This window comes from Actinorhabdospora filicis, from assembly GCF_030269765.1.
GTDB lineage: Bacteria > Actinomycetota > Actinomycetes > Mycobacteriales > Micromonosporaceae > Actinorhabdospora > Actinorhabdospora filicis.
Genome location: NZ_BSTX01000005.1, coordinates 214,554 through 240,658, shown reverse-complemented (window position 1 = coordinate 240,658; position 26,105 = coordinate 214,554). Strand labels below are relative to the sequence as shown.

Below are 26,105 nucleotides of genomic sequence, written 5' to 3'. Positions count from 1 at the left end.
TACACCGGCATCGTCCATATTGCGGAAGGAGCGCGCGGCATGGCCCGCACCCTGGTCACCGGCGGCGCCGGTTTCATCGGCTCGCACCTGGTGCGCGCGCTGCTGGCGCGCGGCGACGAGGTCGTGGCGATCGACAACCTCGTCACCGGCCGCAAGGAGAACCTGCCCGAGCACGAGCGGTTCGCCTTCGTCGAGGCGGACGTGTCGGAGGGGCTCCCCGTGGACGGGCGCTTCGACAACGTCCTGCACTTCGCGTGCCCCGCCAGCCCCGTCGACTTCACGCGCATCCCCATCGAGATCCTCAAGGTCGACTCGATCGGCACCTTCCACGCGCTGGACCGGGCCGCCGCCGACGGCGCCCGGTTCATCCTCGCGTCCACCAGCGAGGTCTACGGCGACCCGCTGGTCCACCCCCAGCCCGAGAGCTACTGGGGCAACGTCAACCCCATCGGCGTCCGCGCCGTCTACGACGAGGCCAAGCGCTTCTCCGAGGCGGCCACCTTCGCCTACCACCGCGACCGGGGCGTCGACGTCGGCGTCGTCCGCATCTTCAACGCCTACGGGCCCAACATGCGCGCCGACGACGGCCGCGCGGTGCCCACGTTCATCACGCAGGCCCTGCGCGGCGAGCCGCTGACCGTGGCCGGCGACGGGACGCAGACCCGCTCCCTCTGCTACATCGACGACCTCGTCCGCGGGATCCTCCTGCTGCTGGAGTCGGGCGAGACCGGCCCGGTGAACTGCGGGACCACCTTCGAGGTGAGCATGCTGGAGCTGGCCGCGCTGATCGTCGAGCTCACCGGCAGCGACTCGCCGATCGTGCACGTCGACCGGCCCGCCGACGACCCGAGCCAGCGTCGTCCCGATTTGTCCAAGATCCGGGATAGGCTCGGATATGAGCCCTTGATCACGCTGGAGCAGGGACTACAGGCGACGATCGGCCATTTCCGAACCGACATTTCGGCCATTTCAGGCCGTCATGCGTTCGCACGGTTGTGACCGGACCGTAACCTGGACACATGACCGACGATCCTCGCCTGCGAGGGCCGCGGGGTTCGGCCCGCGTCCCCAACTCGGGCCGCGCTCCCGGCGTCTACCGCAGCAGCGGTGGCGGTGGGAACAACCCCCCGCCCCGAGGCACCGCCTACGGCCGCGGCGGGCAGCGACCCCCGCGCCGCGGCGGCTCCGCGCGCCCCCGCTGGGGCCGCATCGCCCTCGTGGGCGCCGTCGCCCTGTCGGTCATCGCCACGGTGATCGGCATCGGGCTGTGGTCCTACGCCAACGGGCTCAACGACGACCTCAACCGCGTGGACGCCTTCGCGCAGCTGGTCGGCGACCGCCCCGTCGACGAGGTCGACGGCGACCTGAACATCCTCGTGGTCGGCAGCGACTCCCGCAGCCCCGACAACCCCACCGACGGCGGCAACGCCCGCACCGACACGATCATGCTGATGCACATCCCCGCCTCGCACGACAAGGCGTACATCGTGTCCATCCCCCGCGACCTGTACGTGTCGGTCCCCAAGGACGCCAACGGCAACGGCGGCGAAGACGCCAAGATCAACGCGTCCTTCGCCTGGGGCGGCGTCCCCCTGCTCATCCAGACCGTGGAGAACTACACCAACGTGCGCATCGACCACGTGGTGGAGATCGACTTCTCCGGCCTGAAAGAGGTCGTCGACGCCCTCGGCGGCGTGGAGATGAACGTCGAGCAGACCATCGACTCGATCCACAAGCCGTACCGGACGTTCGAAAAGGGCGTCAACAAGATGAACGGCGAAGAGGCCCTCGACTACGTCCGCCAGCGCTACCAGTTCAGCGACGGCGACTTCGCCCGCATGCGCCACCAGCAGCAGCTGATCAAGGCCATCATGGACAAGGCCACCAGCATGGGCGTCATGACCGACCCCTCGACCCTGAACGGCTTCCTGAAGACCGTCATCAAGGCCGTCCGGGTGGACGAGAACTTCAACCTGCTCGACGTGGCGATCCAGTTCCGCAACCTCCGCTCCGCCGACCTGGTCTTCCTGACCAGCCCCAACCAGGGCACCGGCGAAAGCCCCACCGGCGAGAGCATCGTCGTCTCCGACGACGGCGCCGCAGCGGAGATGTACGCGAAGATGCGCCTCGACTCGATGGCCGAGTGGGTGACGGCCCACCCCGAGGCGGTCAAGAAGGACAAGTGACCGCCGTCCTGGGCTCCCGGCGGCGCGACCTCCCCGCCCCGCCGGAAGTCGTCTGGGGTGACCTGATGTCACCCGCGTGGCTGGAACTGCTGGAGGACGAGGTCACACCGGCGGTCCTGCGCGGGACCCGGCACTCGCTGGTCGAGTGGGGGTCCCTGTGGCCCGACCGGCCCGAGGATCGGGTCCGGTTCGAGCTCGCGGCGACGAACGGCGGGACGTCGCTGCGGTGGACGCTGACCACGACGGGGGAGAAGCCGGGGGAGAGCCGGATCGGGCATTTGCGGTACCGGATGAACTTGCTGGTGCACGGGGTTTTGCGGGGGGTTTACGGGCAGTTAGGGGTGGGGCCTTGTGTCGCGCCCCTGACTCCTCAGCCCTGGGCCCCTGGCTGGCCCGGCGAGTTCCGGAGGCGGAATCCGGTTCCGCCTCTCCCCATGACGAGTTCCGGAGGCGGAAGCCGGTTCCGGATCAGCACCAGCGGCAGCGCCGTCGCCCGGGGCACGTGCTCTGACTAGTCGATGCTGACCATGCTCGCCTCGCCGCTCGGCACGTGTGGCCTTTCGCCACCGGCACCAGTCTGGGTTCGCGCGAGCGGAAGCGGAATCCGGTTCCGGGCCAGCGCCACCGGCAAACGAACTGGTGAAACGCACGTGCCCCAGCCGGCCGATGCCCGCCCTGTGGCCCGGCGCGTCCACTTTCACCACCGCACGCGGCACTAGTCGTGCCTCAGCCGGCGGAAGCGGATTCCGGTTCCGGGTCGGCTCGTCACCCCGATGCTCGCGTCCGGGCGGCCTGGCGCAACTCGCACACCACAAGCGGCGCCACGGACACATCGCACGAACGGAACCGGATTCCGGTTCCGTTGACCAGGTGTGGCGACTCTGCACCGGAAGCGGAATCCCCTTCCGTTTGAGCCGGAACCGGATTCCGGCTCCGCACGGCCAGTCGCTCATACCCCGGTGCGACCGTGACCCCCGATCCTCGCCTTCGCCGAGCGCGTTCCGGCGACCCGCCGCGCCTCGGGCATCCGCGCCACGCCGCCCGAACCCCTCGCCCATCCCTCCCGCAAGCGGGCGGGTTCTCCGAGCGAGCCACGTCGGGCATGGTCACCCGCCCGGCCAACTGCGGCCTCCCGGCGAGCGCGCCATCCTCCGTCGGGCGGCCACGTCACCCGACCAGGCTCTTCGCCACCGCCACCGCCACCCCTCCCCGCACGAGTCGCGCCGGGCACGGTCACCCACCCCCACCGACAGCAGCCTCACCGGCGGGCGGCACGTCCCACGGGTCTCCCGGTCCCGGGCCGCTGGTCGAACTCACGGGCGGCACATCCGCGACGCGTCGACGGCCAGGCCCGCCCGCCCCGGGCATCGGGCCATTGCGGGCCAGCCCCAAGCCGGGTGCGGGCCGTACTCGCCCGCCCCCTCCCCACCCCTAAACCACGAACCGCAGCACCGAAGCCTCCCCCGCCCCCAGCCTCGCCGCGTGCTCCGCCACGTTCAAACACTCCCCGATCCCCTTCCCCGCGGCCATCGCCGCCAGGACCCGCTCCTCCCGCGCCACGACCTCCGCCGCCCGCGCGAACACCTCCTCCACCGTGGACGGCTCCAGCACCACCAGCCCGTCCTCGTCGGCGATCACCACGTCCCCCGGCGACACCACCACGCCGCCGCACACCACCGGCACGCCCAGGTGCCCGGCCTTGCCCGTCGTCCCGGCCATCGGCGTCACCCACCGGCTGAACACCGGCAGCTCCGACCCGCGCACGTACGCGATGTCGCGGTACCCGCCGTCGACGACGATCCCGGCGAGCCCGCGCGCCAGCGCCGCCCGCGCGAACAGCTCGCCCGCGTAGGCGACCTCGCGCCCGCCGCCGTCCACCACCAACACATCACCGGGGGCGGCGGACTCCAGGGCGTGCAGGGCCCCGAAGAAGTCGCCGTCGCAGCGGACGGTGAACGCCGTCCCCCGCATCGCCGCCACCGACGAGCGGTGCGCGATCGCGGGCGCCATCACCCGCAGGGACTTGTCGGTGTCGCAGACGGCCGCCGTGCCGGGATGAAGCGCGCTCATGTCGCGCAGGCTACTCTGCGCGCATGCCGGAAATCCTCGAACTCGCCGACCCCTCGCGTCCCGCGCTCGACGGCGGCGGCGACCGTCCCGTGCGCGTGCACCTGTTCCGCGGCGACGGCCCGACCGTCGTCGTCTCGCACGGGACCGGCGGCGCGGCCATCGAGATGCGCTGGATGACCGAGGCGCTCGCCGAGGCGGGCTTCACCGTGGCGTCCATCGACCACCACGGCAACAACTACGTCGACGGGTACATCCCGGAGGCGTTCGTGTGGTGGTGGGACCGCGCGCGTGACTTCTCCTTCGCGCTGGACCACCTGGGCGCGAGCGGGCCCGTCGGCGCGGCCGGGTTCTCCATCGGCGGGTACACCGCCGCGACGCTGCTCGGCGCGCGCGTGGACGCCGGGGCGTTCCAGGGCCTCATCCACTTCGTGTCGGCCAATCCCGGCGCCGCCGACCACCAGACGCCCGAATACCCCAACCTGACCGGCGAGCTCCTCGCCAAGTACTCCATCGACGAGGCCCTCGCCTGGGCGGACGCGGCATCCGGCGACTACGCCGACCCGCGCGTCACCGCCGGGTTCCTGGTGTGCCCGGCGCAGCGTCCCTTCATGTCCGAGGCGAGCCTGAAGGCGATCGGCGCGCCCGTCGAGGTCCGCTGGGCCGGGGCCGACACCGTCACCCCGCCCGACGAGGTGCGCGGCTACGCCGAGGCCATCCCCGGCGCGGCCGGCTCCAGCGCCGGGGACGATGTCAAGCACTCGCACTTCTTCGGCGGCAAGCCCGCCGGCGAGGCCGTGCGCGCCCGGGTCGCGGGCGAGGCGGTGTCCTTCTTCAGGCGGGTGCTCCACTGACCGCCGACGGCTCCCTGCTGATCGGGCACGACATGCACCTCGGCCCGCCCCGGCCGGAGCCGAGTTCGGAGCCGCTGATCGCGATCACCTCGATGCCGGCGCCCATCAGCCGCTCGTTCGTCTCCACATTGCGCTCGTAGGCGACGCACACACGCGGCGCGATGGCGAGGGTGTTGTTGCCGTCGTCCCACTGCTCGCGTTCGGCGGTGACGGGGTCCAGGCCGGTGTCGATGACGCGCAGGACGTCGATCTGCATCGCCTTCGCCGCCGCCGTCAGGAACGGCTCGGGACCCGTCACGCGCGGCTCCACACCGTCCGCGGTGAGGGTGTACGCGACGAGAGTGTCGGCGATGTTCGGGTACATGACCACCGCGTCGACGTCGACCATCGTGCACACCGTGTCCAGGTGCATCGTGGCGCGCTCCTGCGCGATCGGGACCGCCAGGACCGTGTGCGCCAGCCCGCCCTCGAAGATGCGCCGGGCGAGCCGCTCGGCGCCCGCCGGAGTCGTCCGCTCCCCCACACCCACCGCGACGACCCCGGGCGCGAGCAGCAGGACGTCGCCGCCCTCGACGCTTTCGAGGCCCGGGTGGTACAGCCGCTCGGTGCCCACGAAACGCGGATGGTGGGCGTAGATGAGGCCCGTCAGCGCCGTCTCCCGCCGCCGCGCGGGCATCGCCAGGCTCGTGACGGCGACCTGCCCGCCGATCCACACCGACGAGTCGCGCGTGAACAGCAGGTTCGGCAGCGGATCGATGACGAAGTCGTGCCGGTTCATCATCGTGTACGCCAAACCCCGCCCCGAGCGCAGCTCATCGTGCGACAGGCCCGCCATCAGGACCGCCGCGAGCGCCTCGCCGTCCAGGTCCGCCAGGTGACTCTCGACGGCACCCCGCAACGTCTGCCCCAGCCGCTCATCGGCCAGGACGCCCGCCACGGCCTTGCCCCGCGCCTCCGGGATCGCCAGCGTCTTCGCCAGCAGCTCGCCCAGGTAGAGGACCTCGACGCCCCGGTCGCGCAACGCCTGCGCGAACGCGTCGTGCTCCTCCTGCGCCCGGCCCACCCACGGGATCGCGTCGAACAGGAGCGAGTCGTTGTTGCGCGGGGTGAGCCGCTTGAGCTCGGGTCCCGGGCGGTGCAGGAGCACCGTCCGCAGCGCGCCCACCTCACTGTCGACGTAGTGGCCCATCGGGTCCCCTCTCGAAGTCGGTACCCCAGTTTCTACCGCACCCGGTCGAGGCGGGTGATTTCGCCGCGTAACCTTTCGAACGCCTGTTCGTTAGATGTGAGAAGGTGTCCGCGAATGGGACACTGGACCCCGGCACCCTCGACCACCGCATCTCGACCACAGCACCCCACCCACAGCACTTCCCCCCGTGCGGCACGCCCGCCGGGCGAAAGGAGCGCGGCCATGCCCTTCGTGGAGCTCACCCTGTCCGGCGACGAGGCGTCCGCCGAGGCCGACGGCGCGATCCTCGAACGCTGGACCACCGCCGTCCGCGGTGCCGGTGACCCATGCCTCCTACTGAACGCGCGCGGACTCATCGCCGCCACCTCGCCAACGGCCCGCGAACTGCTCGGGCTCGCCGAAGGCGTGGACGGCTCCGGGCGCGGCCTCATCGACGGCCTCCTCCGCCTGGTCGACTTCACCGTCGCCCAAGGCACCCTCGCCGACTGGGAACTGGAACGGATCCCCCCACTCCAGGCCCTCAGCTCGGGAGCACTGGCCCGCGGCCTGCTGCGCATCGCGGTCCGCCAGACCGTGTACACACTGGACGCGGTGTCGACGCCACTACGGTCGGGGGAGCACCTGTGCGGATCCCTGACGTTCTTCAACCGCTGCTGAACCGAGAACCGCGGGACCCGGCAGGACCCTGCAGGACCCGGCGGGGCCGAGTAGGGCTTGGTTGGGCCTGGCGGGGCCTAGTGGGGCTTGGTGGGGCTCAAAGCGGGATCGGGCCGGGCCGGCGGGCGAGCACCGGCCGGCGGGGATCGCGGTATGCGGACCAGGGTGGGCGCGCACGAGCTCGGCGGCCGTATCGCATGACGCAGGCTCGCTGCGGAACGCATGCGGCACGACCAAACCCACCGCGAACGCATGGACCCGGCGGCCATGCCGCGTGACGCAGACGCGCCGCAAGACGCATGCGGCTCAGCGGGACACACGGCCGATGCACGGGCCCGGCGGCCATGCACGGGCAGGGTGGGCGCGCACGAACTCGGCGGCCGTGCCGCGTGACGCAGGCTCGCTGCGGAACGCATGCGGCACGACCAAACCCACCGCGAACGCATGGACCCGGCGACCGTGCCGCGTGACGCAGGCTCACCCACCCGCCGCATGCGGCACGACGAAACCCACGGCGAACGCACGGGCCCGGCAGCCATCCCGCGTGATGCGGGCGCGCCACAAGGCGCATGTGGCTCAGCGAGACTCACGGCCGATGCACAGGCCCGGCGGCCATGCACGGGTGACGCGGGCTCGCCACCCGCCGCGTGCGGCACGACGAAACCCACGGCGAACGCACGGGCCCGGCAGTGATGCCCCGTGCTGCAGGCTCGCCACCCGAAGCATGCAGCTCAGCGGGACTCACGGCCGATGCGTGGGCCCGGCAGCCATGCACGGGTGACGCAGGCTCCCCAGGGGCACACCGGCCCGGCGGCCATGCACGGGTGACGCGGGCTCGCCGGAAGCACACGGACCCGGCGGCCCTGCCGGGTGACGCGGCCCCACGGCTCGCGCATGTGAGCCGGTGGCCGTGCCGCTTGAGGCGTTCGCCGTGGCACCGGGGATCGGCGGGCATGGGCTTTCCGGCGAGTCCGTGCGAGCCGACCGTCTCCGGGCGGATTCGGCGTCCAGCGCCACCGCCGTCCGCCCAGCGGTCAGGTGGCCGTGCGCCCGGGTGGCTCGCGCGCGCTGGCGAGCCGGATCAAGACGAACCGCTCGGGGCGCGCCCGAACCCCGTGCCCGGCCCGGCATGTCCGAGCCCACGTCAGGCCCGGCTCGTTCGTCCCACACCGCTCCACCCGGGGGCGACCGGCGCATCCCCAAGCCGCCTTCGCCGCCACGCGGGCACGCCGACATCCCGCCCGGGAGCATCAAGGCGACGCCTCCCGGGCTTACGCCAGTCCCGGTGAGGGCGCTCGGCGAGTTCGGCGACGCCGGTTCGTGCGTCTCGGTCCGGCCCGGCCCGGTGTTCCCGGGATCCCCGCTGGGCCCGGCGGTGCCGACGCTCCCGGTGGCCGGGTGAGCCGGGTGGGCTGGGCGGGCCCGGCAGTTCCGGCGGTTCCGGCCCGGGATCTCCAGCATGGCCGCTCGCCCGGCCGGGCGCTCTGGCCCGCTCGCACTGCGTGGTCAGCAGGAGGGTCGTGCCCTCGCGGACGCCCGGCCGTCCCCTCTGGCGCGCTCGCCCTGGCCCGTCCACCCCTCAAGCCGGGCGGAAGGCCGCCCGGTACGCGCTCGGGGTGACTCCCACCTGCCGCAACATGTGCTGCCGCAGCGATTCGGCGCTACCCAGCCCCGAACGGCGGGCGACCTGCGGCATCGGCAGGGTCGTCGACTCCAGGATCTCGCGCGCGCGTTCCAGGCGCTGCCGCAACAGCCACTGCTGGGGCGAGACTCCCGTCTCCGCACGGAAGCGCCGGGTGAGAGTACGAACGCTCATGCGCGCGTGCGAGGCCAGCGCGCGCAGGTCGAGCGGGAGGTCCAGGCGGCGCAAGGCCCATTCGCGGGTCTCGGCGAGCGTGCGTCCGCGTTCGACGGGGACGGGCGCCTCGATGAACTGGGCCTGCCCGCCCGCCCGAAACGGTGTCACGACGGTGGCGCGGGCGGCGGCGGCCGCGACGGAGGAGCCGTGGTCCAGGCGGACGAGGTGGAGGCACAGGTCGATCCCGGCGGCCGCGCCGGCGGAGGTGAGAATCGCGCCGTCGTCGACGTAGAGGACGTCGGGGCGCAGCTCGACGCCGGGGAACAGCGCGGCGAACTCCTCCGCGAGTGCCCAGTGGGTCGTGGCGGGACGGCCGTCGAGGAGCCCGGCGTGGCCGAGCACGAACGCGCCCGAGCAGATCGAGGCCACGCGCTTGCCGGACTCCGCCGCGCGCCGCAGGGCGTCCAGCGCGCGGGCGTCGGCGCGGTCGCGGACGGTGCTCGGCACGATGACGGTGTCCGCCGACTCCAGCAGCTCCAGGCCCTCGCCGACCCACACCGACGGCCCGACCTCGGCGGGGAGCATCCCCGGGTCCGGCGTGCAGTAGCGCACGTCGTAGGGCGAGACGCCGTCCACGAGGGTGTTGGCGAAGACGGCGGCGGGCATCGCGATCTCGAAGCTCTTCACCGGCGGCAGGGCCAGCACGGCGACGACGTGCCCGCCCGCACCGGCGCTGTCGGATGGCATCACAGTGGCTCGATTCTTGGGATCTATGGCTTCCGGGCCACTAGCCTACGTCGAACGTGTGACGCAATCTTGGGGCCACGGGCCGCGCGCGGGCCCGCCCATCAGGACTTCACCGATTGGACCAAGTCATGTCCACACACGTCATCGTCGGCGCCGGAGGCACCGGCGCCGCCACCGCGCGACTGCTCGCCGAGCGCGGGGACCGCGTCCGGCTCGTCACCCGCAAGGGCACCGGACCGGCGCATCCGCTGATCGACCTCGTCCGCCTCGACGCGCTCGACACCGAGGCCCTCGCCGAACTCACCGAGGGCGCCGCCGCCCTGTACAACGCGGCGATGCCCGACTACACGCGCTGGCCGGAGCTGCTGCCGCCGCTGTACGCCTCGATCCTGCTGGCCGCCGAACACACCGGCGTGCCCTACGTGATGCTCGGCAACCTGTACGCCTACGGGCCCAGCGAGGCGCCGCTCACCGAGGACACGCCCCTCAACCCGGTCAGCGTCAAGGGCCGCGTCCGCGCCGACGTGTGGCGCGCCGCCCTCGACGCCCACCGGGCGGGCCGCGTGCGCGTCGCCGAGGTCCGCTCCGGGCAGTTCCTCGGCCCCGGCGCGGTGAGCAGCTTCAGCCTCCTGGCGCAGCCGAAGGTCCTCGCCGGGCGCCTCGCCCTCATCGACGGCGAACCGGACGTGCCGCACTCCTACACCTCGACCGTCGACGCCGCCCACGCCCTGATCGCCGTCGCCGGAAGCACCGACGACGCCGACTGGGGACGCGCCTGGCACGCCCCCGCCATCTCCGCCACCCCGCGCGAGCTGGCCACCCGTCTGGCGGCCCTCACCGGATCCCCGGAACCCCGGCTGGAGGCGCTGACCGAGCGGGAGATGGAGCTGCTCGCGGTCAGCGTGCCGTTCTTCGGCGAACTGCCCGAGATGGCCTACATGAGCCACAAGCCGCTGCACGTGGACGCCACGGCGATCGAGAAGCGCTTCGGGCTGCGGGCGGAGGATGTGGACGAGGTGCTGCGCTCGGGGTTGTAGGACCGCGGGCGCTCGCGGGTTGAGTCACCGGCCCGGCCCGGCCCGCCCCTGCCCGGCCCGGCCCGGCTCTGGCTACAGCTACAGCTACAGCTACAGCTACAGCTACAGCTACAGCGCGATCGTGAGCTCCGCCCAGGGTTGTTGGACCGAGGGCGCTCGCGGGCTGAACCACTGGCCTGGCCGCAGCTCGATCACGAGCTCCGCCCGGGGTCGTGGAACCGCGAGCGCTCGCGGGGGCGAGGTGGCGGCCTGGCGGGACGTCGTGGGATGTCGTGGGATGTCGCGGCGGAACCGTGGGACGTCGCACGCGGCGGCGGCCGGGATCGGCCTACGACGCCGCTCGTGCCGCCGCACGGCGAGCACACCCGGGCACCGGGTGAAACGGAACCGGAATCCCGTTCCGCACGACCACACCGCGCTGCACCACCCGACCAGGCCACACCAGGCAAGGCCACGCCACGCCACGCCGGGCGGGCTGAGCTGGGTCACGCTGCGCCGGGCTGGGCTGGGCAAGGCCACGCTGCGCCGGGCCGGGCCGGGCTGGACCACGCTGCACCACGCCACGCCAGGCCACGCCAGGCCACGCCACGCCAGGCCGGGCTGGGCGGGCTGAGCTGGGCTGGGCTGGGTCACGCTGTGCCGCGCCGCGCCGCGCCGAGCCGGGCTGGGCCACGCCAGGCTGGGCCCGCACATGGAACCGAGGCGGAACTGGAATCCGCTTCCATGCCACCGCATCGCGCGGCACCGCCCAACTGCGCCGCGACCCCAGATGGAACCGGAGGCGGAACCGGAATCCGCTTCCGTACCACCGCACCGCGCAGCACCCCGACCGCGCCACGCCCACGCCCACGCCCACGCCCACGCCCCCACATGGAACCGGAAGTGGAAGCGGAATCCGCTTCCGCACCACGCGCCATCCCACAACCAACCACCCCACCAACCACCCACCCACCCACCACCCGACGATGGCGGAACCGGATTCCGGTTCCGCCATCGCGTCCAGCGATCCCTACCCCCTCACGCGCCCTTCCGCCCCCTCCCGAAAGCCACCCGCGCGCCCCGCGCGCTGATCGCCACCAGTCCGACCAACACGCCCCCGAAGATCACCACCGCCCGGGCCACCTCCAGCGCGGGCAGCCAGGCCGGGTAGGCCGCGAAGGCCGCGTCCACGAGCCCCCGGGCGTCCAGCGCGGCGAGGCGGGCGTCGCCGGAGTCGGCGAAGACCTTCCCCAGGGTCTCCACGACCGCCGCGTTGCTCGCCATGATCGCGATGTTCCCCAGCGCGACCAGTGGCAGCACGATCCAGGCCAGCACCCGTCCCGCCCGTTTCGCGGCCAGGGTCAGCGAACCGGTGAGCGTGAGCAGCGCGGCCACCGCGACCGGGACGATCAGGGCCTTGCCGGTCTCGCCGAAGGCCAGGCCGTGCTCGGCGAGGACCGCCGGGTCCTGCCCCTGCCGGGCGACCTCGGCCCGCGCGGCGGCCTGGACGTCGCCGCCGAAGACCAGTCCCAGCAACGGAATCGACAGGAAGGCCAGCGCGATCGCGAACTGCGCGAACGCGGCGACGGTGAGGGCGCGGGGGCGGCGGGAGGTCGTGGCGGCGGTCATCGTGGGCTCCTTGCGGGTGTCGAGGAGAACCGGGAAACGGCTCGTGCTCAGGTCCATGCCGACACGTTCGCCGGGGCCGCTGACACGCCACTGATACGGCCGCCGGGCCCGCTGACGCCGGGCTCCCCTAGATTGGTGCCGTGAGCAAGCGAAACAAGAAGAAGAACGTCACCCGCGAGCCGAAGCAGCGGGTCAAGGACGTCTACGTCGCCCGGCCCTTCGAGGGCCTCCCCGACGAGGTCGACTGGATCGCGCTGCGCGAACTCGTCCCGGCCGCCACGGCGCCGCTGAAGCTGGCCGAGCCCTTCGCGTCGCAGTACCCGGACCGCGAGGTCACCCTCGCCACGGTGCTGCCGCTGGCCTGGCCGGCGATGACGAAGCCGGACGGGCGGGTCATCGTGGCGTTGCAGCGGCAGTTCCAGTCCGGCGACGTCAGCCGCGACATCGCCGCCTCGCTGCTCGCCGCGCTGGAGACCGAGCCCGGCCAGACCGTCGGCGTTCCCGCGCTGCCGGGCGAGGGCCCGCGCCTCCAGGACCTCCTGGTCGCCGAGCCGCTCGACGTCACGCTGCACGACACCTTCGAGTTCTGGATCGACGAGGAGGCCGCCGGCGACCCGCAGGTCAAGGCCAGCCTGGAGCGCGCCAACGCGTCCATCTACCCGACCGTGCGGGTCGAGTCGATGCCCGGCGCGTACTGGTGCGACGTCACCGACCGCTGCCACCTGCGGATCGTGCTGCCGGACTCCGAGCCGACCGCGCTCGCGGCGCTGGCCCGGCTGTCGGCCGACGGCGGGCTGCGCATCGGCATCGACACCAAGTTCGCGGGCATGTTCCGCGCGCACGGCGTCCTGGTTCCCGTGTGGGACCTGCCGATCGACGTCAAGGCCGCCGACTGCGAGGGACCGGTCGCCGAGTTCGCCAAGCGCTACGCGGCCGCGCTGGCCGTCGAGGAGCCGCTGGACGCCGCGCAGCGGCGCGCCCGCGACGGCCTCATCGGGCGTCAGCTGACCCTGCGCTAGAAGCGGTGCGCGGCCCGGTCACCGGCCGGGCCGCGCCACCCCGTTCTCAAAGGCCCACACCACGACCTGGACGCGGTCGCGCAGCCCCAGCTTGGCCAGCACCCGCCGCAGGTGGCTCTTCACCGTGGTCTCGGTGATGTGCAGGTCGGCGGCGATCTCCACATTGGACCGTCCGGCGGCCAGCCGGGCGATCACCTCCCGCTCGCGCTCGGTCACGTCCGGCGGCCACGGATCGTCCACAGTGGGCGGTGGACCCTGCGCGGTGAAGGCCGCGATCAGGTCCCTGGTCACGCTCGGGGACAGCACCGAGTCGCCCGCGGCGACCGCGCGGATGGCGTCGATCAGCCCGGCGGGCGGGACGTCTTTGAGCAGGAAACCGGACGCGCCCGCGCGCAGCGCGTCGTAGACGTAGCGGTCGACGTGGAACGTGGTCAGCACCAGGACCTTGGCCGGCAGGCCCTCGTCGGCGATGCGCCGGGTGGCCTCGATCCCGTTCAGCAAGGGCATCCGGACGTCCATGAGGACCACGTCGGGATTCAGCTCGGCGGTGAGCTTCACGGCCGCCTCGCCGTCCCCTGCCTCGCCGATCACCGCGAAGTCGGGCTGGGTCTCCAGGACCAGCTTGAACCCCACCCGGAGCAGGGACTGGTCGTCGACCAGCAGAATCCGGATCACCCCGTGCCTCCAGTTTCCAGCGTCGCCAGGACCCGCCAGCCCCGCCCGGGACGCGGCCCGGCCTCGACCACGCCACCGTACGTGGCGGCCCGCTCGGCCATCCCGGTGAGGCCGTGCCCGCTGCCGGGACGCTGGGCGCCCAGCCCGTCGTCGGTGACCTCCAGGGTGGCGCGCTCACCGTCCCCGGCCAGGCGCAAGTGGACGAACGCACCGGAACCGGCGTGCTTGATGACGTTGGTGAGCGCCTCCTGCGCGATCCGGTACAGCGCCAGCCCCGGCCCCGGCGGGCAGTCGAGCGGGTCCAGGTCGGTGGTCACCGTCAGGCCCGAGGCGCGGACGCGGTCGACCAGCGCGGGCAGGTCGGGCAGGCCCGGCATCGGCTCGTCCTCGGGGGTGCCCTCGGCGCGCAGGACGGCCAGCAGCCGCCGCATCTCGGCGAGGGCCTCGCGGCCGGTGGCCGCCGACTGCCGCATCGCGTCGGCCGCCCGCTCCGGCGAGGACTTCGCGGCCAGGTGCGCGCCGTCGGAGAGGGCGACCATCACCGCGAGGTTGTGGGCGACGATGTCGTGCATGTCGCGGGCGATGCGCTCGCGCTCAGCGAGGGCGATGCCGCGCCGGACCTCGGCCGCGTAGGCCTCCCGGGACCGCAGGACCAGCGCCAGCAGGATCACCGCGGCCGTGGCGATCAGGATCGCGGTGACCGTGGACCACGCCAGGCCCCAGGCGATCCCGCCCACCACGATCGGGACGGCGAAGGCCACCGCCCCCACCACCGCGCGCCACAGTGGACGGTTGCGCGCCACGGCGTAGAGGGCCTCGATGGGCAGCACCATCATGTAGGCGCCGTTCCAGTGCAGCCCGCCGGCGAGCATTGTGCCCGCCCAGGTCAGCCAGAACGCCCTGGTGGGGAACTTCCGCCGCCACAGCAGCGGGACGTGGCAGGCGATCATGAACGCCCAGCCCCACGGTGGCAGCGGCAGCCCCGAATCGCGCTGCATGAGGATGTTGAACGCGGTCAGCAGCACCGCCGAGGCGGTGTCGTAGAGCCGTTCGTGGCGTCCCAGGAACGCCGGGACGCCACCCCGCACCGGCTTCACGGCCACCGTCCCCTCAGCCGGTGACGGCCTGCCATCCGGCGATGATGGCGAACACGGCGAAGACGCCCGCCGCGCCGCGCTGGATCCACTGCAAGGGAACGTACCGGACGATGACCCGGCCCAGCAGTACCGCGATCGTCGCGATGGCCAGCAGGGCACCGAAAGCGCCGGCGAACACCGCGACCGGGGCCTGGTAGCGGGCCGAGAGCGCGGCGGTGGCCAGCTGCGAGGCGTCGCCCCATTCGGCGACGAACAGGACGAGGAAGCTGGTCAGCGCGATCCGGCCGAAACCGGTGACGGCCTTGGCGTTCCCGTCCTCCTCGTCGTCCTCTGTGGACATGCTCTCGCGGATCATCAGCACCGCGCCCACCGCGAACAGCACCGCCACCACACCGAGCACGATCCGCTGCGGCAGCAGCGCCAGCAGTCCACCGGCGGCCACCGCGATGACGGTCTGGACGAAGAAGGCCGCCGCGACGCCCACCAGGACCGGCAGGGGCCGGTACCGGCTGGACAGCACCAGCGTGGCCATCATCGTCTTGTCCGGCAGCTCGGCGACGAAGATGAGCCCGAAGGTGGCCAGCAGCGGCACCCAGTTCACGGCGCCACCTCGGGATAGCGGCGGTAGGCCTTGGCGGTGGCGGCGGCCAGGACCTGCTTGGCGGGACGGCCCAGCTCCAGCGCCAGCGCGGCGACGTCCTCGTACTCCACGGACACGTTGACCACGGTCTCGCCGACGCGGGCGAGCTTGATGCGCACGGGCCTGCCCTCGACGTCCACGGTGGACATCTCCCGGTCCAGGGCGTGCTTGCCGACGGTCAGGACGCGCAGGCCGATGGCGGTGGTGTGGGCGAAGATCGCCTCGCGGACGGCCGGGGCGACGTCGTCGCGGCACAGCACGTGGAGGGTGTGTGCGGGACGGCCCTTCTTCATCAGGATCGGGGTGAGCCAGGCGTCGGAGGCACCGGCGGCGAACAGCGCGGCCTGGACCGGCGGCCACAGGCGCGGGTCGAGGTCGTCCACATTGGTCTCCAGGACCGTGGCGGTCCCGGTGGCCTGGGCGCCCACGGGTTCGCCGAGGACCAGGCGCAGCAGGTTGGCGCGCTCCTTCGGGTCGCGCCCGCCCGCGCCGACGCCGATGGCCTTGACGCGCATCGGCGGCAGCGTCCCGTAACCGGTGGCGAAGGTGGCGATGAGGGCCGCGCCGGTGGGCGTGCACGCCTCGTAGGGGACCTCGCCGCTGACCGGCGCGTCGGCGGCGCTGAGCACGGCCAGCGTCGCCGGTGCGGGCAGCGGGATCCCGCCGTGCGCGCCACGGGTGACGCCGCCGCCCACGGTGACCTGGGACGCGGTGACGCCGGTCAGTCCACGGTGGACGCGCAGCCACTCGATCCCCGCGCAGGCGGCGACCACGTCGGCGAGGGAGTCCAGGGCGCCGACCTCGTGGAAGTGCACCTTCTCCAGCTCGACGCGGTGGGCGATCGCCTCGGCGCGGCCCAGGCGCGTGAACGCCTCGATCGCGTCGGCCCTGGCGCGCTCGGGCAGGTCGGCGGCGGCGATCAGGTCGCGGATCGCACTGAATCGGCGGTCCACTGTGGTCGGCGGGCATTCGACGCGGACGTGCGTGGCCGACAATCCGTGGCGCGTCACGGGATCCGGGTGCAGCTCGACGCGCTCGACGCCGAGGGCGTCCACGGCCTGCTGGAGGATCTCCACCGGCACCCCGGCGTCCACGAGCGCGCCCAGGAACATGTCCCCGGAGGCCCCGGCGCCGCAGTCGAGCCAGCCGATCATCGGTTCTCCTTCCGTCCCCGCACGATGCGCGCGGCGGCGAGTCCGGCGCCGAAACCGTTGTCGATGTTGACCACGGTGACTCCCGGCGCGCACGAGTTGAGCATCGTCAAGAGTGCCGCCAGGCCGCCGAAGGCCGCGCCGTACCCCACCGAGGTCGGCACGGCGATGATCGGGACGCCCACGAGGCCCCCGACCGCGCTGGGCAGCGCGCCGTCCATGCCGGCGACCACGACCAGGCAGTCGGCGGCGGCGAGGGTGTCGCGGGCGGCCAGCAGCCGGTGGATCCCGGCGACGCCGACGTCGGTCACCTGGTTCACGTCCGCGCCGCACACGCGCGCGGTGAAGGCGGCCTCGGTGGCCACGGGCAGGTCGGAGGTCCCGGCGCACACGACCGTCACGCGCCCGCCCTGCGGCCTGGGCGGCGGGCCGACGGAGACCATGCGCGCGATCGGGTCGTCCACGCACAGCCCGCCGAAGGCCTCGCGCAGCGCGGCGCGGTGGGCGTCCTCGGCCCGCGAGACCAGCACCGGGTGCTCCGGGTGCGCCTCGTGCAGGCGCGCGGCGATGGCCGTGACCTGCTCGGGCGTCTTACCGGCCGCGTAGATGACCTCCGGGTCGCCGGTGCGCAGGGCCCGGTGGGTGTCGACGCGCGCGTAGCCGAGATCGGCGAAGCCGTGCCCGTCGCCCATCACCTTCGTCTGGAGCTCCTCCAGGGCGGCCTGGACGGGCGTCCGGCCGGTCGCGACCCCCTCCAGGAGCTCGCGGGTGGCCTCGGCGTCCATGGGGTCCCTCCGGTGAGTTGATCTCGTACCTCGCCATGCTGTCATGCCCTTGTGGGTTAGCCTTCGGAGATGCGCAGGCAGCCCATGATCGTCGCCCACCGCGGTTCGAACGCAGTGCTGCCGGAGCACTCGCTGGCCGCCTACGCCGAGGCCCTGGAGCTGGGCGTGGACGCGCTGGAGTGCGACGTCCGGCTCACCAGGGACGGGCATCTCGTCCTGCACCACGACCGCCTCGTCAACCGCACCAGCGACGGCCAGGGCGCGGTGTCGGACCTGAGCCTGCGCGAGCTGCGGGCGATGGACTTCGCGGTGAACCGCGACGTCCCGGACGGCCCGGAGTACTCGCGCATCGTGACCCTCCCGGAGCTGCTGGAGCTCATCGGCGACCGGCCCGTGAAGCTGCTGGTGGAGACCAAGCACCCCACCCGCTACGGCGCGCGCGTCGAGCGTCGGCTGTTCGCCACGCTCAAGCGCTACCCGCACGTGGACGCCGAGGTCATGTCGTTCTCCCGCGCCGCCCTGCACCGGGCGCGCGTGATGTCGCCCGCGACGCCGCTGGTGTGGCTGTTCCAGTACCCGCTGGGGCCCGCGCCGAGCTTCGCGCGCACCATCGGCGCCGACGTCCGCATGGTCCTCAAGCGCCTGGAGATGATCGACCGCGCGCACCGCGCCGGGCGTCAGGTGTACGTGTGGACGGTCAACGACCCCGGCGAGGCGCTGATCCTGGCCAAGCACGGCGTCGACGCGATCATCAGCGACCGGCCCGACGTGATCCGCCAGGCGCTGCTGCCCGCCTGAGCGCGGCGCGGCGGGTATCGCCGGATGGCGCCGGGCTGCTAGGTTGTCGGGCATCGCGCCGCCGGAGACGGCGGGGCGGAGCCGCCCGGAAGCTGCCAAGCGGGGCGGCTTTTTCATGACGTGATTAGCCCCCGCGCCATCTCGGCGCGGGGGCTGATGTCTTCGACGTGCCTTACTCGGCGCTCAGGGCCGCGGTGATCTTGCCGGTCATCGCCGCCAGCGGCGGCGTCACGCCCTTCTTCGAGCCCCGGGTCGCGGCCTCGACCGCGGTGAGCACGGTGGCCCGGAAGTTCTCCGCCTCGGCCGGGTCCTGCGCCTTCAGCAGGGCCACCGACGCGGTGAGCGCGGGCAGGACCTGGTCGGCCAGGGCCGCGCTGTTGCGGTGGTCGAACTTGAGGTCGCGGGTCTTCTTCGCCAGGACGTGGCCGGTGGCGCCGGTCGCCGAGTACAGCGAGAGCGACCCGTTCGTGGCGACGCGGTGCGGCGAGGCCGAACCGGCCGCGAAGGACAGCAGGGTCACGGCGCCGTAGGCGGCGGTGCGGATGGTGGTGGCGTCCTGGGCGGAGATGGTGATCGACATTTCGGTGGCTCCTCGTTCGGTCGTTCCCGGTGATGTGAGAACTATCGACCGGCCGCCTGACACCGTCCTGCCCTCGCGCCGTCACCGGTCCTGACACGCCGTGTCAGCCCTCGTAGAGCACGTTCCACAGCTCCTCGGCCCACCCGCGCGGGTGCGTGGTGTTCCCGTTGTGGCCGCCGGGGAAGTACGCGAGGGGACGCCCCACCAGCGCCGCCAGCCGGTGCGCGGCCACGTGGTCGTACACCGTCGGGATCGTCGTGCGCCCGGCGGCGGGGACGATGCGCGTCGTCGTCGTGGCGAGCCCGTCCAGGCAGCCCGGGTCCTCGCGCAGGGCGGTGAACTCGGTGGCGATGAAGTACCCGAAGTTGGCGCGGCGGCGCTCGTCCATCGGCTGCGGGGTCACGCCCGGCTCGGTCTCCTGGTCGCGCGGGTCGATGCCGAGCGAGGCCGCGATCGCCGGAAACGCCGCGGCGAGCCCGCCCTCGGCGTAGACGGCCTGGAGGTGCGCGAGCTCCTCGCGGTGCGCCCGGGCGTCCGCCTCGGCCAGCAGCCACGGCGCGACGGGCTCGTGGGCGACGAGCGTCTCGACCTGCCCCGGGTGCCCGGCGGCCAGGTGCAGGCCGATGACGGCCCCGAAGCTGCACCCGAGCATCAGCGCGGGCCCGCCGGCGACGTGCGCGAGCAGCCGGTGGGCGTCGTCCACATGGTCGGCCATGGTCACCACCGGCCGGTCGAGGGTGCTGCGCGAGAGCCCGCGGCGGTCGTAGGTGAGGCACGTGAAGTCGCCTTCGAGCGCGTCGACCAGGTCGACGGTGCGCCCGGCGTCGCCCTCGCCGCTCTGCGAGATGAACAGCAGCGGGCCGGTGCCGCGGAGCTCGTAGTGGATGGTGGCGCCGTCGGTGGGGAGCAGCATGGCGGGACCTCTTTCGGGGGTGGCTGACGTCGTCCAGCCTAATCCATCATTTCTGATGTATCTAGTCTGATGTATCGTGGATCTCATGAACGGCATCGAGCTCGCCCTCCTCGGCCGGACCCTCATGAAGCTCGGCGAGGCCGCCATCCCCACCGACGGCATCGGCTCCCACGGCACCAGTGAACAGTCGGTGATCATCGTCGCCGCCGACATCCGCGCCCACCCCGGTACACCCGTCAAGGACATCGCCACCCGCACCGGCTTCCCGCAGAGCAAGGTCTCCGCCTGCGTCGCCCGCCTCCGCGAAGCCGGCGCCGTGGACACCACCACCGACCCCGCCGACCGCCGCCGCACCCTCGTACGGCCCGCGCGCGAGGTGTCCCCGCGCGTGGCGGAGGTCCGTGCCACCGACATTGAGACCGTGCTCGCGACGGTGCTGGCCGACCCGGGGGCGGTGGGGGAGGTCAAGGCCGCGCTGGAGGTCCTCGCCGGGCATCTGGACCCGGGGGTGCTGGCGCGCATCAGCAGTTGATCGCCACGTCCGATACCCGCCAGCACCACGACTCCCCGGCGGCGAGGCTTGCCCGGTATCCCCGAGCGGAAGGGCCGCCCACATGCACGTCGTCCCAGGTCACAAGGTCCACTACTACGGCACGCCCGTCGTGCTCCTGTCCACCCGCAACGCCGACGGCAGCGCCAATCTCGCCGCGATGTCCTCGGCGTGGTGGCTCGGCGAGTTCGGCATGCTCGGCCTCGGCGCGAGCGCGCACACCAGCACCAACCTGCTCCGCGAGGGCGAGGTCGTGGTGAACCTGGTCCCGGCCGGCATGGTCGCCACCGTCGACCGGATCGCGCTCACCACCGGCGCCGACCCGATCGCCCCCATGCGGGCCGAGATGGGCTACGTCCACGTCAAGGACAAGTTCGCCCACACCGGGCTCACCGAGCAGCCCTCGGAGCTGGTGAGCCCCCCGCGCGTGCTGGAGTGCCCGATCCAGCTGGAGGCGCGCGTCGTCGACCACCACGTCATGAAACGCAATGACCGCCTGATCTCCTTCGAGATCGAGGTCCTGCGCGCGCACGTCGAGGAGGACCTCGTCGTCCCCGGCACCCACTACATCGACGCCGACGCGTGGGACCCGCTGATCATGAAGTTCTGCGAGTTCTACGGCGAGGGCCGCAACCTCCAGTCCTCGCGCCTGGCTCAGGCCTGGAACATCCCCCGCAGGCCGCTCAGCCACGCCTCCGAGGCCAGCAGGTCGGCGTCCGACATCCCCGCCGGGGCCGGGACGGGCGCGTCGTCCACGTCGCGCGGGTAGGACCCCAGGAAGCGGATCTCGGCGCACACCCGCCGCAACCCCAGCAGCGCCTCCCCCACGCGCGGCTCGGCGACGTGCCCGGCGCAGTCCAGCAGGAACACGTAACGGCCCAGGCGCTCGCCGGTGGGCCGCGACTCGATGCGGGTCAGGTTGACGCCGCGCACGGCCAGCTCGGTGAGCACCGACAGCAGCGCGCCGACCCGGTCGTGGGCGATGTACACCGCGAGGGACGTGACGTCATTGCCGGTCGGGGCCGGTCCGGGGGCGCCGGTGACGACCTGGACGAAGCGCGTGGCGGTGTCCGGGCGGTCGCCGATGTCCTCGGCGGCCAGCGGCAGGCCCAGGGTGGTGGCCGCGATCGGCGCGCAGATCCCGGCGTCCACGGTCCCCTCGGCGACCGCGCGCGCGGCGGCGGCCGTGGACAGCACCTCCACGGTCGTCGCGTGCGGGAGCTTCGCGCGCAGGAACGCCCGGCACTGCGCCAGCGCGTGCGGGTGGCTGGCGACGGTGCGGACCTCGTCGAGCGGGACGCGCGCGGTCAGCGCGAACGACACCGGCAGCACGACCTCGCCGACGATGCGCAGCGGCGGTCCCGACAGGAGGTTGTCGAGGGTGACGGGGACCGAGCCCTCCAGCGAGTTCTCCAGCGGCACCAGCGCGGAGTCCACCGCGCCGTCGCGGACGAGGTCGAGCGCCTCGGGGATCGAGCGCGCGGGCAGCGCGTCGACGTCTCCCAGGCGGCGGACGGCGGCCTCGCTGAACGTTCCGGCGGGTCCGAGGTATGCGACGGTGGCCATTACGCGAGGCTAGCCGCTCCCCTGCCGCACGCCCGGCACGCGGGCCGGGTCAGGCGGAAGTACGAGAACGCCGCGGCCCCCATGCCCAGCCCCCAGAACCAGTACGCCGGGATCGCCACCCACATGAACGCCCCCTCACCCTTGCCGGTGAACTCCGCGATGATGACCTGCGACAGCCCGATGCCGAAGTACACGACCAGCCCCGCCGAGAACACCGCGCCCGGGCCGAGCACCAGCCAGCGCGGCACCCGCCGTCCCGCCAGCCCCAGCACCCAGCGCGGCCACACACGCCCGAAGCGGTAGGCCAGCGCGAGCGGCAGCAGCGTCCCGGCGAGCAGGAAACCGCCCTCGAAGACGAACAGCGAGACGGTGGGGAAGAAGCCCTTGTCGTCGAAGCCGACGCTCAGTTGCGCCACGATGCGCACCGCGCAGCCCAGCACCGCGATCCACGCACCGGTGACCGCCCACCACGGCGTCTCGGTGTGCCGCACGTCGTGGACGCGCCCGCAGCGCACGCAGGCGCCGCGCATCCGGCGGAGGTAGCGCAGCGTCGCCAGGCCCAGCGCGATCGCCAGTGCCACACAGGCCGCGCGCGAGGACATCGAGACCACCGCGTTCTCGCCCGCGAAGAGGTGGCCGATCAGGACGCCGACGATGTCCAGCAGGAACATCGCGCCCGCCGCGAACAGCCCGGCGGTGACGGCCGCCGCGGCGGCGACGGCGACCCGCGAACGGCGGGTCAGCAGGAGCGCGGCGGCGGCGAGCGCGGCGGCCCCACACAGCCCGGCGGCGCCCCAGCCGCGGAAGAAGACCAGGTCATCGGGCATCGGGGAGAAGGTGGGGGCGCCGGTGATCGCCCAGTAGACGCGGACGGCGCCGTAGGCGAGCGCGAGGAGGAGTGCGGTCATGGGGCGAGTCTGTCGATCTTGCGTGGCCGAGACGTCCCGCGCGGGAGGTGGAGGGGTCCCCCGGGCGGGGGAGCGTGGGGGGGCTTGGGGGCCGCGCTTGCGGGGGCGGAGGGGCGGCCGTGGGGACGGTCATGGGGACATCGCCGGGCTTGGCGGCGCCGGCTTGTGTGCCGCACGCTGCGGCACCGCCCGAGCCCGGCGGCGTGGGGCCATGCGCCGAGCACCACGACCGCACCCTTGGCGGCTGCGGCGACATCGCCGGGCCCGCGCGGCGTAGGTCTACGTGCCGCGCGCTGCGGCGGCGCCCATGCCGGGTGGCCGAGCGTTCGTGTGCGGCGGCTTGGCCGGTACCCACCTCGCGCCGGCGGTGGGGCGGCGGTTGCGGTGGGGCGGCGGTTGCGGTGACGCCCGGGCCGCGTAACCGTGCATCCGCGTGCCGTACCCACCCGGTCCCCCTCAGCGGCGGCACCCGTGTCGGTGGCCGTGGCGACATCGCCGGTCCCGGGCGGCGTGCGTCCGTGGCGATCCCCACCCGTGCCGGCGGCGGTGCCACGACTCGACGGCCCCGAGCCCGCCCCGGAGCCGTGCGGCGTCGCCGGAAGGCGGTGCCGTGCCCACGGATCCCGCTCGCCGGGCGCCCGTCCGTCACCCGCGACGTTCACCCGATCAGGGCCGCCCGAACGGGGGTCCCTTCGCGTCGGCCGCCGCCGTCCTCATCGCGGCCATGACCGTCATCGGCCCGGGCGGGGTCCGTGGTCCGGTCTCCCGGGAGCCGCCGAACCGCGTCGGCCGCCGTCCTCATCCGAGCCGGAGGTCCGGGCGATCACCGCGACATCCCCCGCGAACCGGCGCGCCGGGCACGCTTCATCCGCGCCACCGTCTCCCGCGTGACCGATCTCACGTCACCGGGGTGGGCAAAGTCGCCCGAACCGGCCCGAGCCAGGCCCACACCGACTGCCCGTCGTTGCCCATCCGCACGCCCCAGCACTGCGCGAGCGCGTTGACTATCGTCAGCCCGCGCCCGTCCACGTCGTCCATCGAGGCGCGTCTGGGGCGCGGCGTGGAGTCCGAGCCGCCGTCGGTCACGCTGATCTCGATGTGGGTGTCGGTGACCTCGCAACCGACCGAAACCACGCCCCCGGGGAGGGGTGTCGCGTGCCGGACGGCGTTGGCCACCAGCTCCGTCCCGATCATCGCCGCGTCGGCGACCAGCTCACTCGACAGGCCCTGGAGCTGCTCGGTCAGCCAGCGCCGCACCAGGGCAGCGCTGCGGGCATGGTGTGCCACCCGCATAACCCCGCGGGTCGGTTCACCTCTGCTCGTGTGCAATCGCGTCGCTCCTTATCGTGGCTCCGCGTGTGCCGCGCGGGGCCACCGCACTTCGACGACCGTCCCCCCGCCCCGCCGGGGCGCGAGGGTGACCCATCCGTGCTGCCTTTCTACGATCTGCCGTACAAGGTACAACCCCAGGCCGACACCGCCGTACCGTCCGCCGTCACCGCGGTCGGCGCGCCAGAACCGGCGAAAGGCCAGCCGGGCCTGTTCCGGGGTCAGTCCATCGCCCCGGTCGCTCACCTGGAGACACGCCGTCGGGCCCGCAGAGGTGGCGAGGATTTCTATGGGCGTGCCTTTCGGTGAATAGCGGCCCGCGTTCGTGGCGAGCTCGCCGAGCACGAGCGGGAGACTGCCGGGGTCCCCAAACGCGACGCTACCCGGGCTCAGCGTGACGTGCAGGCGTACCGCCAGGTCGGCGGGGAGGGTGGCGACGGCGCCCCGGACGGCCTCGGCCAGGTCGAAGTCGCGCAGCTCACCGCCGGTGCCGAGGTCGCCGTCGAGGATCCGGTCGGCCAGCGCGGCCAGCGCGTCGGCCCGCGCGGCGATGACCTCGACGGCCTCCCGCCGCGCGTCGTCGTCGAGCCGGTCCCAGCGGTACCGGAGGGTGTCGGCGTAGCCCTTGATGACGGTGGCGGGCGTCCGCAGCTCGTGCCCGGCGGCGGCGATGAAGAGCTCCTCGGCGGGCGGCGTGGGCTGCGGCGCCGCCTCGTGGTCGCCGACGAGGTGCGCGGCGACGACGGCGGCGAGGCGCAGCACGTCCGGGTCGTGCTCGCCCTCGGCGAGCTCCAGCCGCCCCACCGGCCGGTCACGCAGCCGCACCGGCAGGTACCGGCTCGCGCCCGCGACCGGGTCCTCACCCGCCCACGGGCCCCGCCCCAGCGCTTCGAGGTCGGCGTCGGACAGGTCGAGGTGCCGCCCGAGCAGATGCCGCCCACCCCTGGTCGCGGCGATCGTCCGCGCCGAGCGGCCCACCACGTCGGAGTACGTGACCCGCCCGACCCCGAGCACCTCACCGAGGACGTCGACCAGCCGCGTGAGCGCGCTGACGCCGTGCGAATGCGGGCCGCCCGCGTCGGCGGCGGCGAGCACGTCGGCGACTCCGGTGAGGAACGTGGTGTGCCGGGCGCTCATGCGTCCACGCTAGCGGGGTGACGGGCGGGGGTGCACGGAGTGCCTCCGGCCCGGGCATCCCGGCCTGCCACCCCTCGCCGTCTTCGAGGCCACGAGGCCTCGGGCTCACCGACGCCCCGCGCGAGGTCGGCGGGATCATCGCCGCCGAGCCCCAAGCCCGCCGCCCCCCGAGCCCACCGACCCCGCCGAGCCCGCAGGGTCGCCGGGGCGTGGGCGCCGCCGGACCGGGTCGGCCGTACGGAAGCGGAAGCGGATTCCCGTTCCGCTCAGCGGGCGGACCGATCTACCGGAACCGGAATCCGGTTCCGCTCGGAGGTGAGGGCGACCAGCCGGAAGCGGACTCCGATTCCGGTTCCGGTTCGCGTATCCACCGACCACGCCCCGGGAGGAGCATCACGGCCCCGATCGCATCGCGCTCACCGCCGCACCCGCCGCGCCACCCGACGCACACGAACTCGACCAGGACCCCGGCCAGAGCCCAGCCGGAGCCCGGCCGGGGCTCGGGTCGTCCCGCCTCGGGTCACCGCACCTCACCGCTCGTGCCAACCGGGGCCGGGGTTCTGGTTCCCATGCCTCCCACACCCGGGAGCCGGGGCCGGGTTCGGATCCCGGCAACCGCGCCACACCCCACGCGCGGGCCACGGCCGGGGATCCGGTCACCGCGGCCCATCGCTCATGCGCTGGACAGGGGCCAGGGCCGGATCCCAGCAACCACGCCACACGCGCAGGCCGCCGCCGAGGATCTGCTCACCCTGGCCCATCCCGCATGCGCTGGACCGGAGCCAGGGCCGGATCCCGGCAACCACGTCTCACC

24 protein-coding genes are annotated in these 26,105 nt (G+C 73.4%); 9 read left to right on the top strand and 15 right to left on the bottom strand.

Translation table 11 applies throughout. The features are described from left to right. Positions 1 to 39: 39 nt before the first annotated feature. Positions 40 to 999 carry an NAD-dependent epimerase/dehydratase family protein gene (locus QSK10_RS30285; RefSeq protein ID WP_285666799.1) on the top strand — a complete coding sequence of 320 codons (960 nt, stop codon included), beginning with the start codon at positions 40 to 42 and terminating at the stop codon, positions 997 to 999. 20 nt (positions 1,000 to 1,019) lie between these two features. After that, positions 1,020 to 2,186 carry an LCP family protein gene (locus tag QSK10_RS30280; protein ID WP_285666798.1) on the top strand — a complete coding sequence of 389 codons (1,167 nt, stop codon included), beginning with the start codon at positions 1,020 to 1,022 and terminating at the stop codon, positions 2,184 to 2,186. Positions 2,187 to 3,617: 1,431 nt separating this feature from the next. On the opposite strand, the gene QSK10_RS30275 is transcribed toward QSK10_RS30280, so the two are convergent. Further along, entirely contained in the window at positions 3,618 to 4,256 is a 639-nt protein-coding gene (locus QSK10_RS30275; RefSeq protein ID WP_285666797.1) for an RraA family protein, read from the bottom strand. A 23-nt stretch (positions 4,257 to 4,279) separates the two neighbouring features. Here QSK10_RS30275 and QSK10_RS30270 point away from each other — a divergent pair, with 23 nt between their 5' ends. Continuing rightward, positions 4,280 to 5,107, top strand: a complete 828-nt coding sequence (locus QSK10_RS30270) for an alpha/beta hydrolase family protein (protein ID WP_285666796.1) — start codon at positions 4,280 to 4,282, stop codon at positions 5,105 to 5,107. Here the strand turns inward: QSK10_RS30270 and QSK10_RS30265 are convergent. After that, a complete protein-coding gene (locus QSK10_RS30265) occupies positions 5,088 to 6,296 on the bottom strand; it encodes an arginine deiminase (protein WP_285666795.1) in 1,209 nt (402 codons plus the stop codon). The genes QSK10_RS30270 and QSK10_RS30265 overlap by 20 nt on opposite strands. Before the next feature lie 222 nt (positions 6,297 to 6,518). Here QSK10_RS30265 and QSK10_RS30260 point away from each other — a divergent pair, with 222 nt between their 5' ends. Further along, complete coding sequence (locus tag QSK10_RS30260; protein ID WP_285666794.1) at positions 6,519 to 6,953, top strand: hypothetical protein; 435 nt, start codon at positions 6,519 to 6,521, stop codon at positions 6,951 to 6,953. A gap of 1,579 nt (positions 6,954 to 8,532) precedes the next feature. Here the strand turns inward: QSK10_RS30260 and QSK10_RS30255 are convergent. Beyond that, positions 8,533 to 9,498 carry a GlxA family transcriptional regulator gene (locus QSK10_RS30255; protein WP_285666792.1) on the bottom strand — a complete coding sequence of 322 codons (966 nt, stop codon included), beginning with the start codon at positions 9,496 to 9,498 and terminating at the stop codon, positions 8,533 to 8,535. A 128-nt stretch (positions 9,499 to 9,626) separates the two neighbouring features. Here QSK10_RS30255 and QSK10_RS30250 point away from each other — a divergent pair, with 128 nt between their 5' ends. Beyond that, complete coding sequence (locus tag QSK10_RS30250) at positions 9,627 to 10,535, top strand: NAD-dependent epimerase/dehydratase family protein (RefSeq protein ID WP_285666791.1); 909 nt, start codon at positions 9,627 to 9,629, stop codon at positions 10,533 to 10,535. A gap of 1,017 nt (positions 10,536 to 11,552) precedes the next feature. Here QSK10_RS30250 and QSK10_RS30245 read toward each other — a convergent pair. Then, a complete protein-coding gene (locus tag QSK10_RS30245; protein WP_285666790.1) occupies positions 11,553 to 12,200 on the bottom strand; it encodes a hypothetical protein in 648 nt (215 codons plus the stop codon). Between the two features lie 83 nt (positions 12,201 to 12,283). Here QSK10_RS30245 and QSK10_RS30240 point away from each other — a divergent pair, with 83 nt between their 5' ends. Continuing rightward, complete coding sequence (locus tag QSK10_RS30240) at positions 12,284 to 13,162, top strand: DUF5926 family protein (RefSeq protein ID WP_285666789.1); 879 nt, start codon at positions 12,284 to 12,286, stop codon at positions 13,160 to 13,162. 18 nt (positions 13,163 to 13,180) lie between these two features. On the opposite strand, the gene QSK10_RS30235 is transcribed toward QSK10_RS30240, so the two are convergent. The 5 genes from QSK10_RS30235 to larB are packed head-to-tail and all read right to left on the bottom strand — an operon-like array spanning position 13,181 to position 17,510. Beyond that, positions 13,181 to 13,837 carry a response regulator gene (locus QSK10_RS30235; RefSeq protein ID WP_285666788.1) on the bottom strand — a complete coding sequence of 219 codons (657 nt, stop codon included), beginning with the start codon at positions 13,835 to 13,837 and terminating at the stop codon, positions 13,181 to 13,183. After that, entirely contained in the window at positions 13,834 to 14,934 is a 1,101-nt protein-coding gene (locus QSK10_RS30230) for a sensor histidine kinase (protein ID WP_285666787.1), read from the bottom strand. Before QSK10_RS30230 ends, QSK10_RS30235 begins: the two co-directional genes overlap by 4 nt. 13 nt (positions 14,935 to 14,947) lie before the next feature. Beyond that, positions 14,948 to 15,535 (bottom strand): TMEM165/GDT1 family protein, encoded by a 588-nt coding sequence (locus QSK10_RS30225; protein ID WP_285666786.1) that lies wholly within the window; start codon positions 15,533 to 15,535, stop codon positions 14,948 to 14,950. Beyond that, positions 15,532 to 16,728, bottom strand: a complete 1,197-nt coding sequence (larC, locus tag QSK10_RS30220; protein WP_285666785.1) for a nickel pincer cofactor biosynthesis protein LarC — start codon at positions 16,726 to 16,728, stop codon at positions 15,532 to 15,534. The genes QSK10_RS30225 and larC overlap by 4 nt, the downstream gene beginning before the upstream one ends. Then, positions 16,725 to 17,510 (bottom strand): nickel pincer cofactor biosynthesis protein LarB, encoded by a 786-nt coding sequence (gene larB / locus QSK10_RS30215; RefSeq protein ID WP_285666784.1) that lies wholly within the window; start codon positions 17,508 to 17,510, stop codon positions 16,725 to 16,727. Before larB ends, larC begins: the two co-directional genes overlap by 4 nt. A gap of 69 nt (positions 17,511 to 17,579) precedes the next feature. Here larB and QSK10_RS30210 point away from each other — a divergent pair, with 69 nt between their 5' ends. After that, entirely contained in the window at positions 17,580 to 18,308 is a 729-nt protein-coding gene (locus tag QSK10_RS30210) for a glycerophosphodiester phosphodiesterase (protein ID WP_285666783.1), read from the top strand. Between the two features lie 172 nt (positions 18,309 to 18,480). On the opposite strand, the gene QSK10_RS30205 is transcribed toward QSK10_RS30210, so the two are convergent. Beyond that, positions 18,481 to 18,888, bottom strand: a complete 408-nt coding sequence (locus QSK10_RS30205) for a hypothetical protein (RefSeq protein ID WP_285666782.1) — start codon at positions 18,886 to 18,888, stop codon at positions 18,481 to 18,483. Positions 18,889 to 18,991: 103 nt separating this feature from the next. After that, positions 18,992 to 19,801, bottom strand: a complete 810-nt coding sequence (locus QSK10_RS30200; protein WP_285666781.1) for an alpha/beta fold hydrolase — start codon at positions 19,799 to 19,801, stop codon at positions 18,992 to 18,994. An 85-nt stretch (positions 19,802 to 19,886) separates the two neighbouring features. Between QSK10_RS30200 and QSK10_RS30195 the strand changes: the two genes are divergently transcribed. Together QSK10_RS30195 and QSK10_RS30190 are read left to right on the top strand one after the other, a co-directional pair. Then, entirely contained in the window at positions 19,887 to 20,333 is a 447-nt protein-coding gene (locus QSK10_RS30195) for a MarR family transcriptional regulator (protein ID WP_285666780.1), read from the top strand. An 82-nt stretch (positions 20,334 to 20,415) separates the two neighbouring features. After that, positions 20,416 to 21,120: a flavin reductase family protein gene (locus tag QSK10_RS30190; protein ID WP_285666779.1), complete on the top strand. Its 705-nt coding sequence runs from the start codon at positions 20,416 to 20,418 to the stop codon at positions 21,118 to 21,120. Here QSK10_RS30190 and pheA read toward each other — a convergent pair. The 4 genes from pheA to QSK10_RS30170 form a co-directional block, all read right to left on the bottom strand. Continuing rightward, positions 21,006 to 21,917 (bottom strand): prephenate dehydratase, encoded by a 912-nt coding sequence (pheA, locus tag QSK10_RS30185; RefSeq protein ID WP_285666778.1) that lies wholly within the window; start codon positions 21,915 to 21,917, stop codon positions 21,006 to 21,008. The two genes, QSK10_RS30190 and pheA, sit on opposite strands and share 115 nt — an antisense overlap. After that, positions 21,917 to 22,825, bottom strand: coding sequence for a hypothetical protein (locus QSK10_RS30180; RefSeq protein ID WP_285666777.1), 909 nt, complete (start codon positions 22,823 to 22,825; stop codon positions 21,917 to 21,919). The genes pheA and QSK10_RS30180 overlap by 1 nt, the downstream gene beginning before the upstream one ends. A gap of 897 nt (positions 22,826 to 23,722) precedes the next feature. Next, complete coding sequence (locus QSK10_RS30175; protein ID WP_285666776.1) at positions 23,723 to 24,112, bottom strand: ATP-binding protein; 390 nt, start codon at positions 24,110 to 24,112, stop codon at positions 23,723 to 23,725. A 54-nt stretch (positions 24,113 to 24,166) separates the two neighbouring features. Next, positions 24,167 to 25,291, bottom strand: coding sequence for a sensor histidine kinase (locus QSK10_RS30170; RefSeq protein WP_285666775.1), 1,125 nt, complete (start codon positions 25,289 to 25,291; stop codon positions 24,167 to 24,169). Between the last annotated feature and the right edge of the window lie 814 nt (positions 25,292 to 26,105).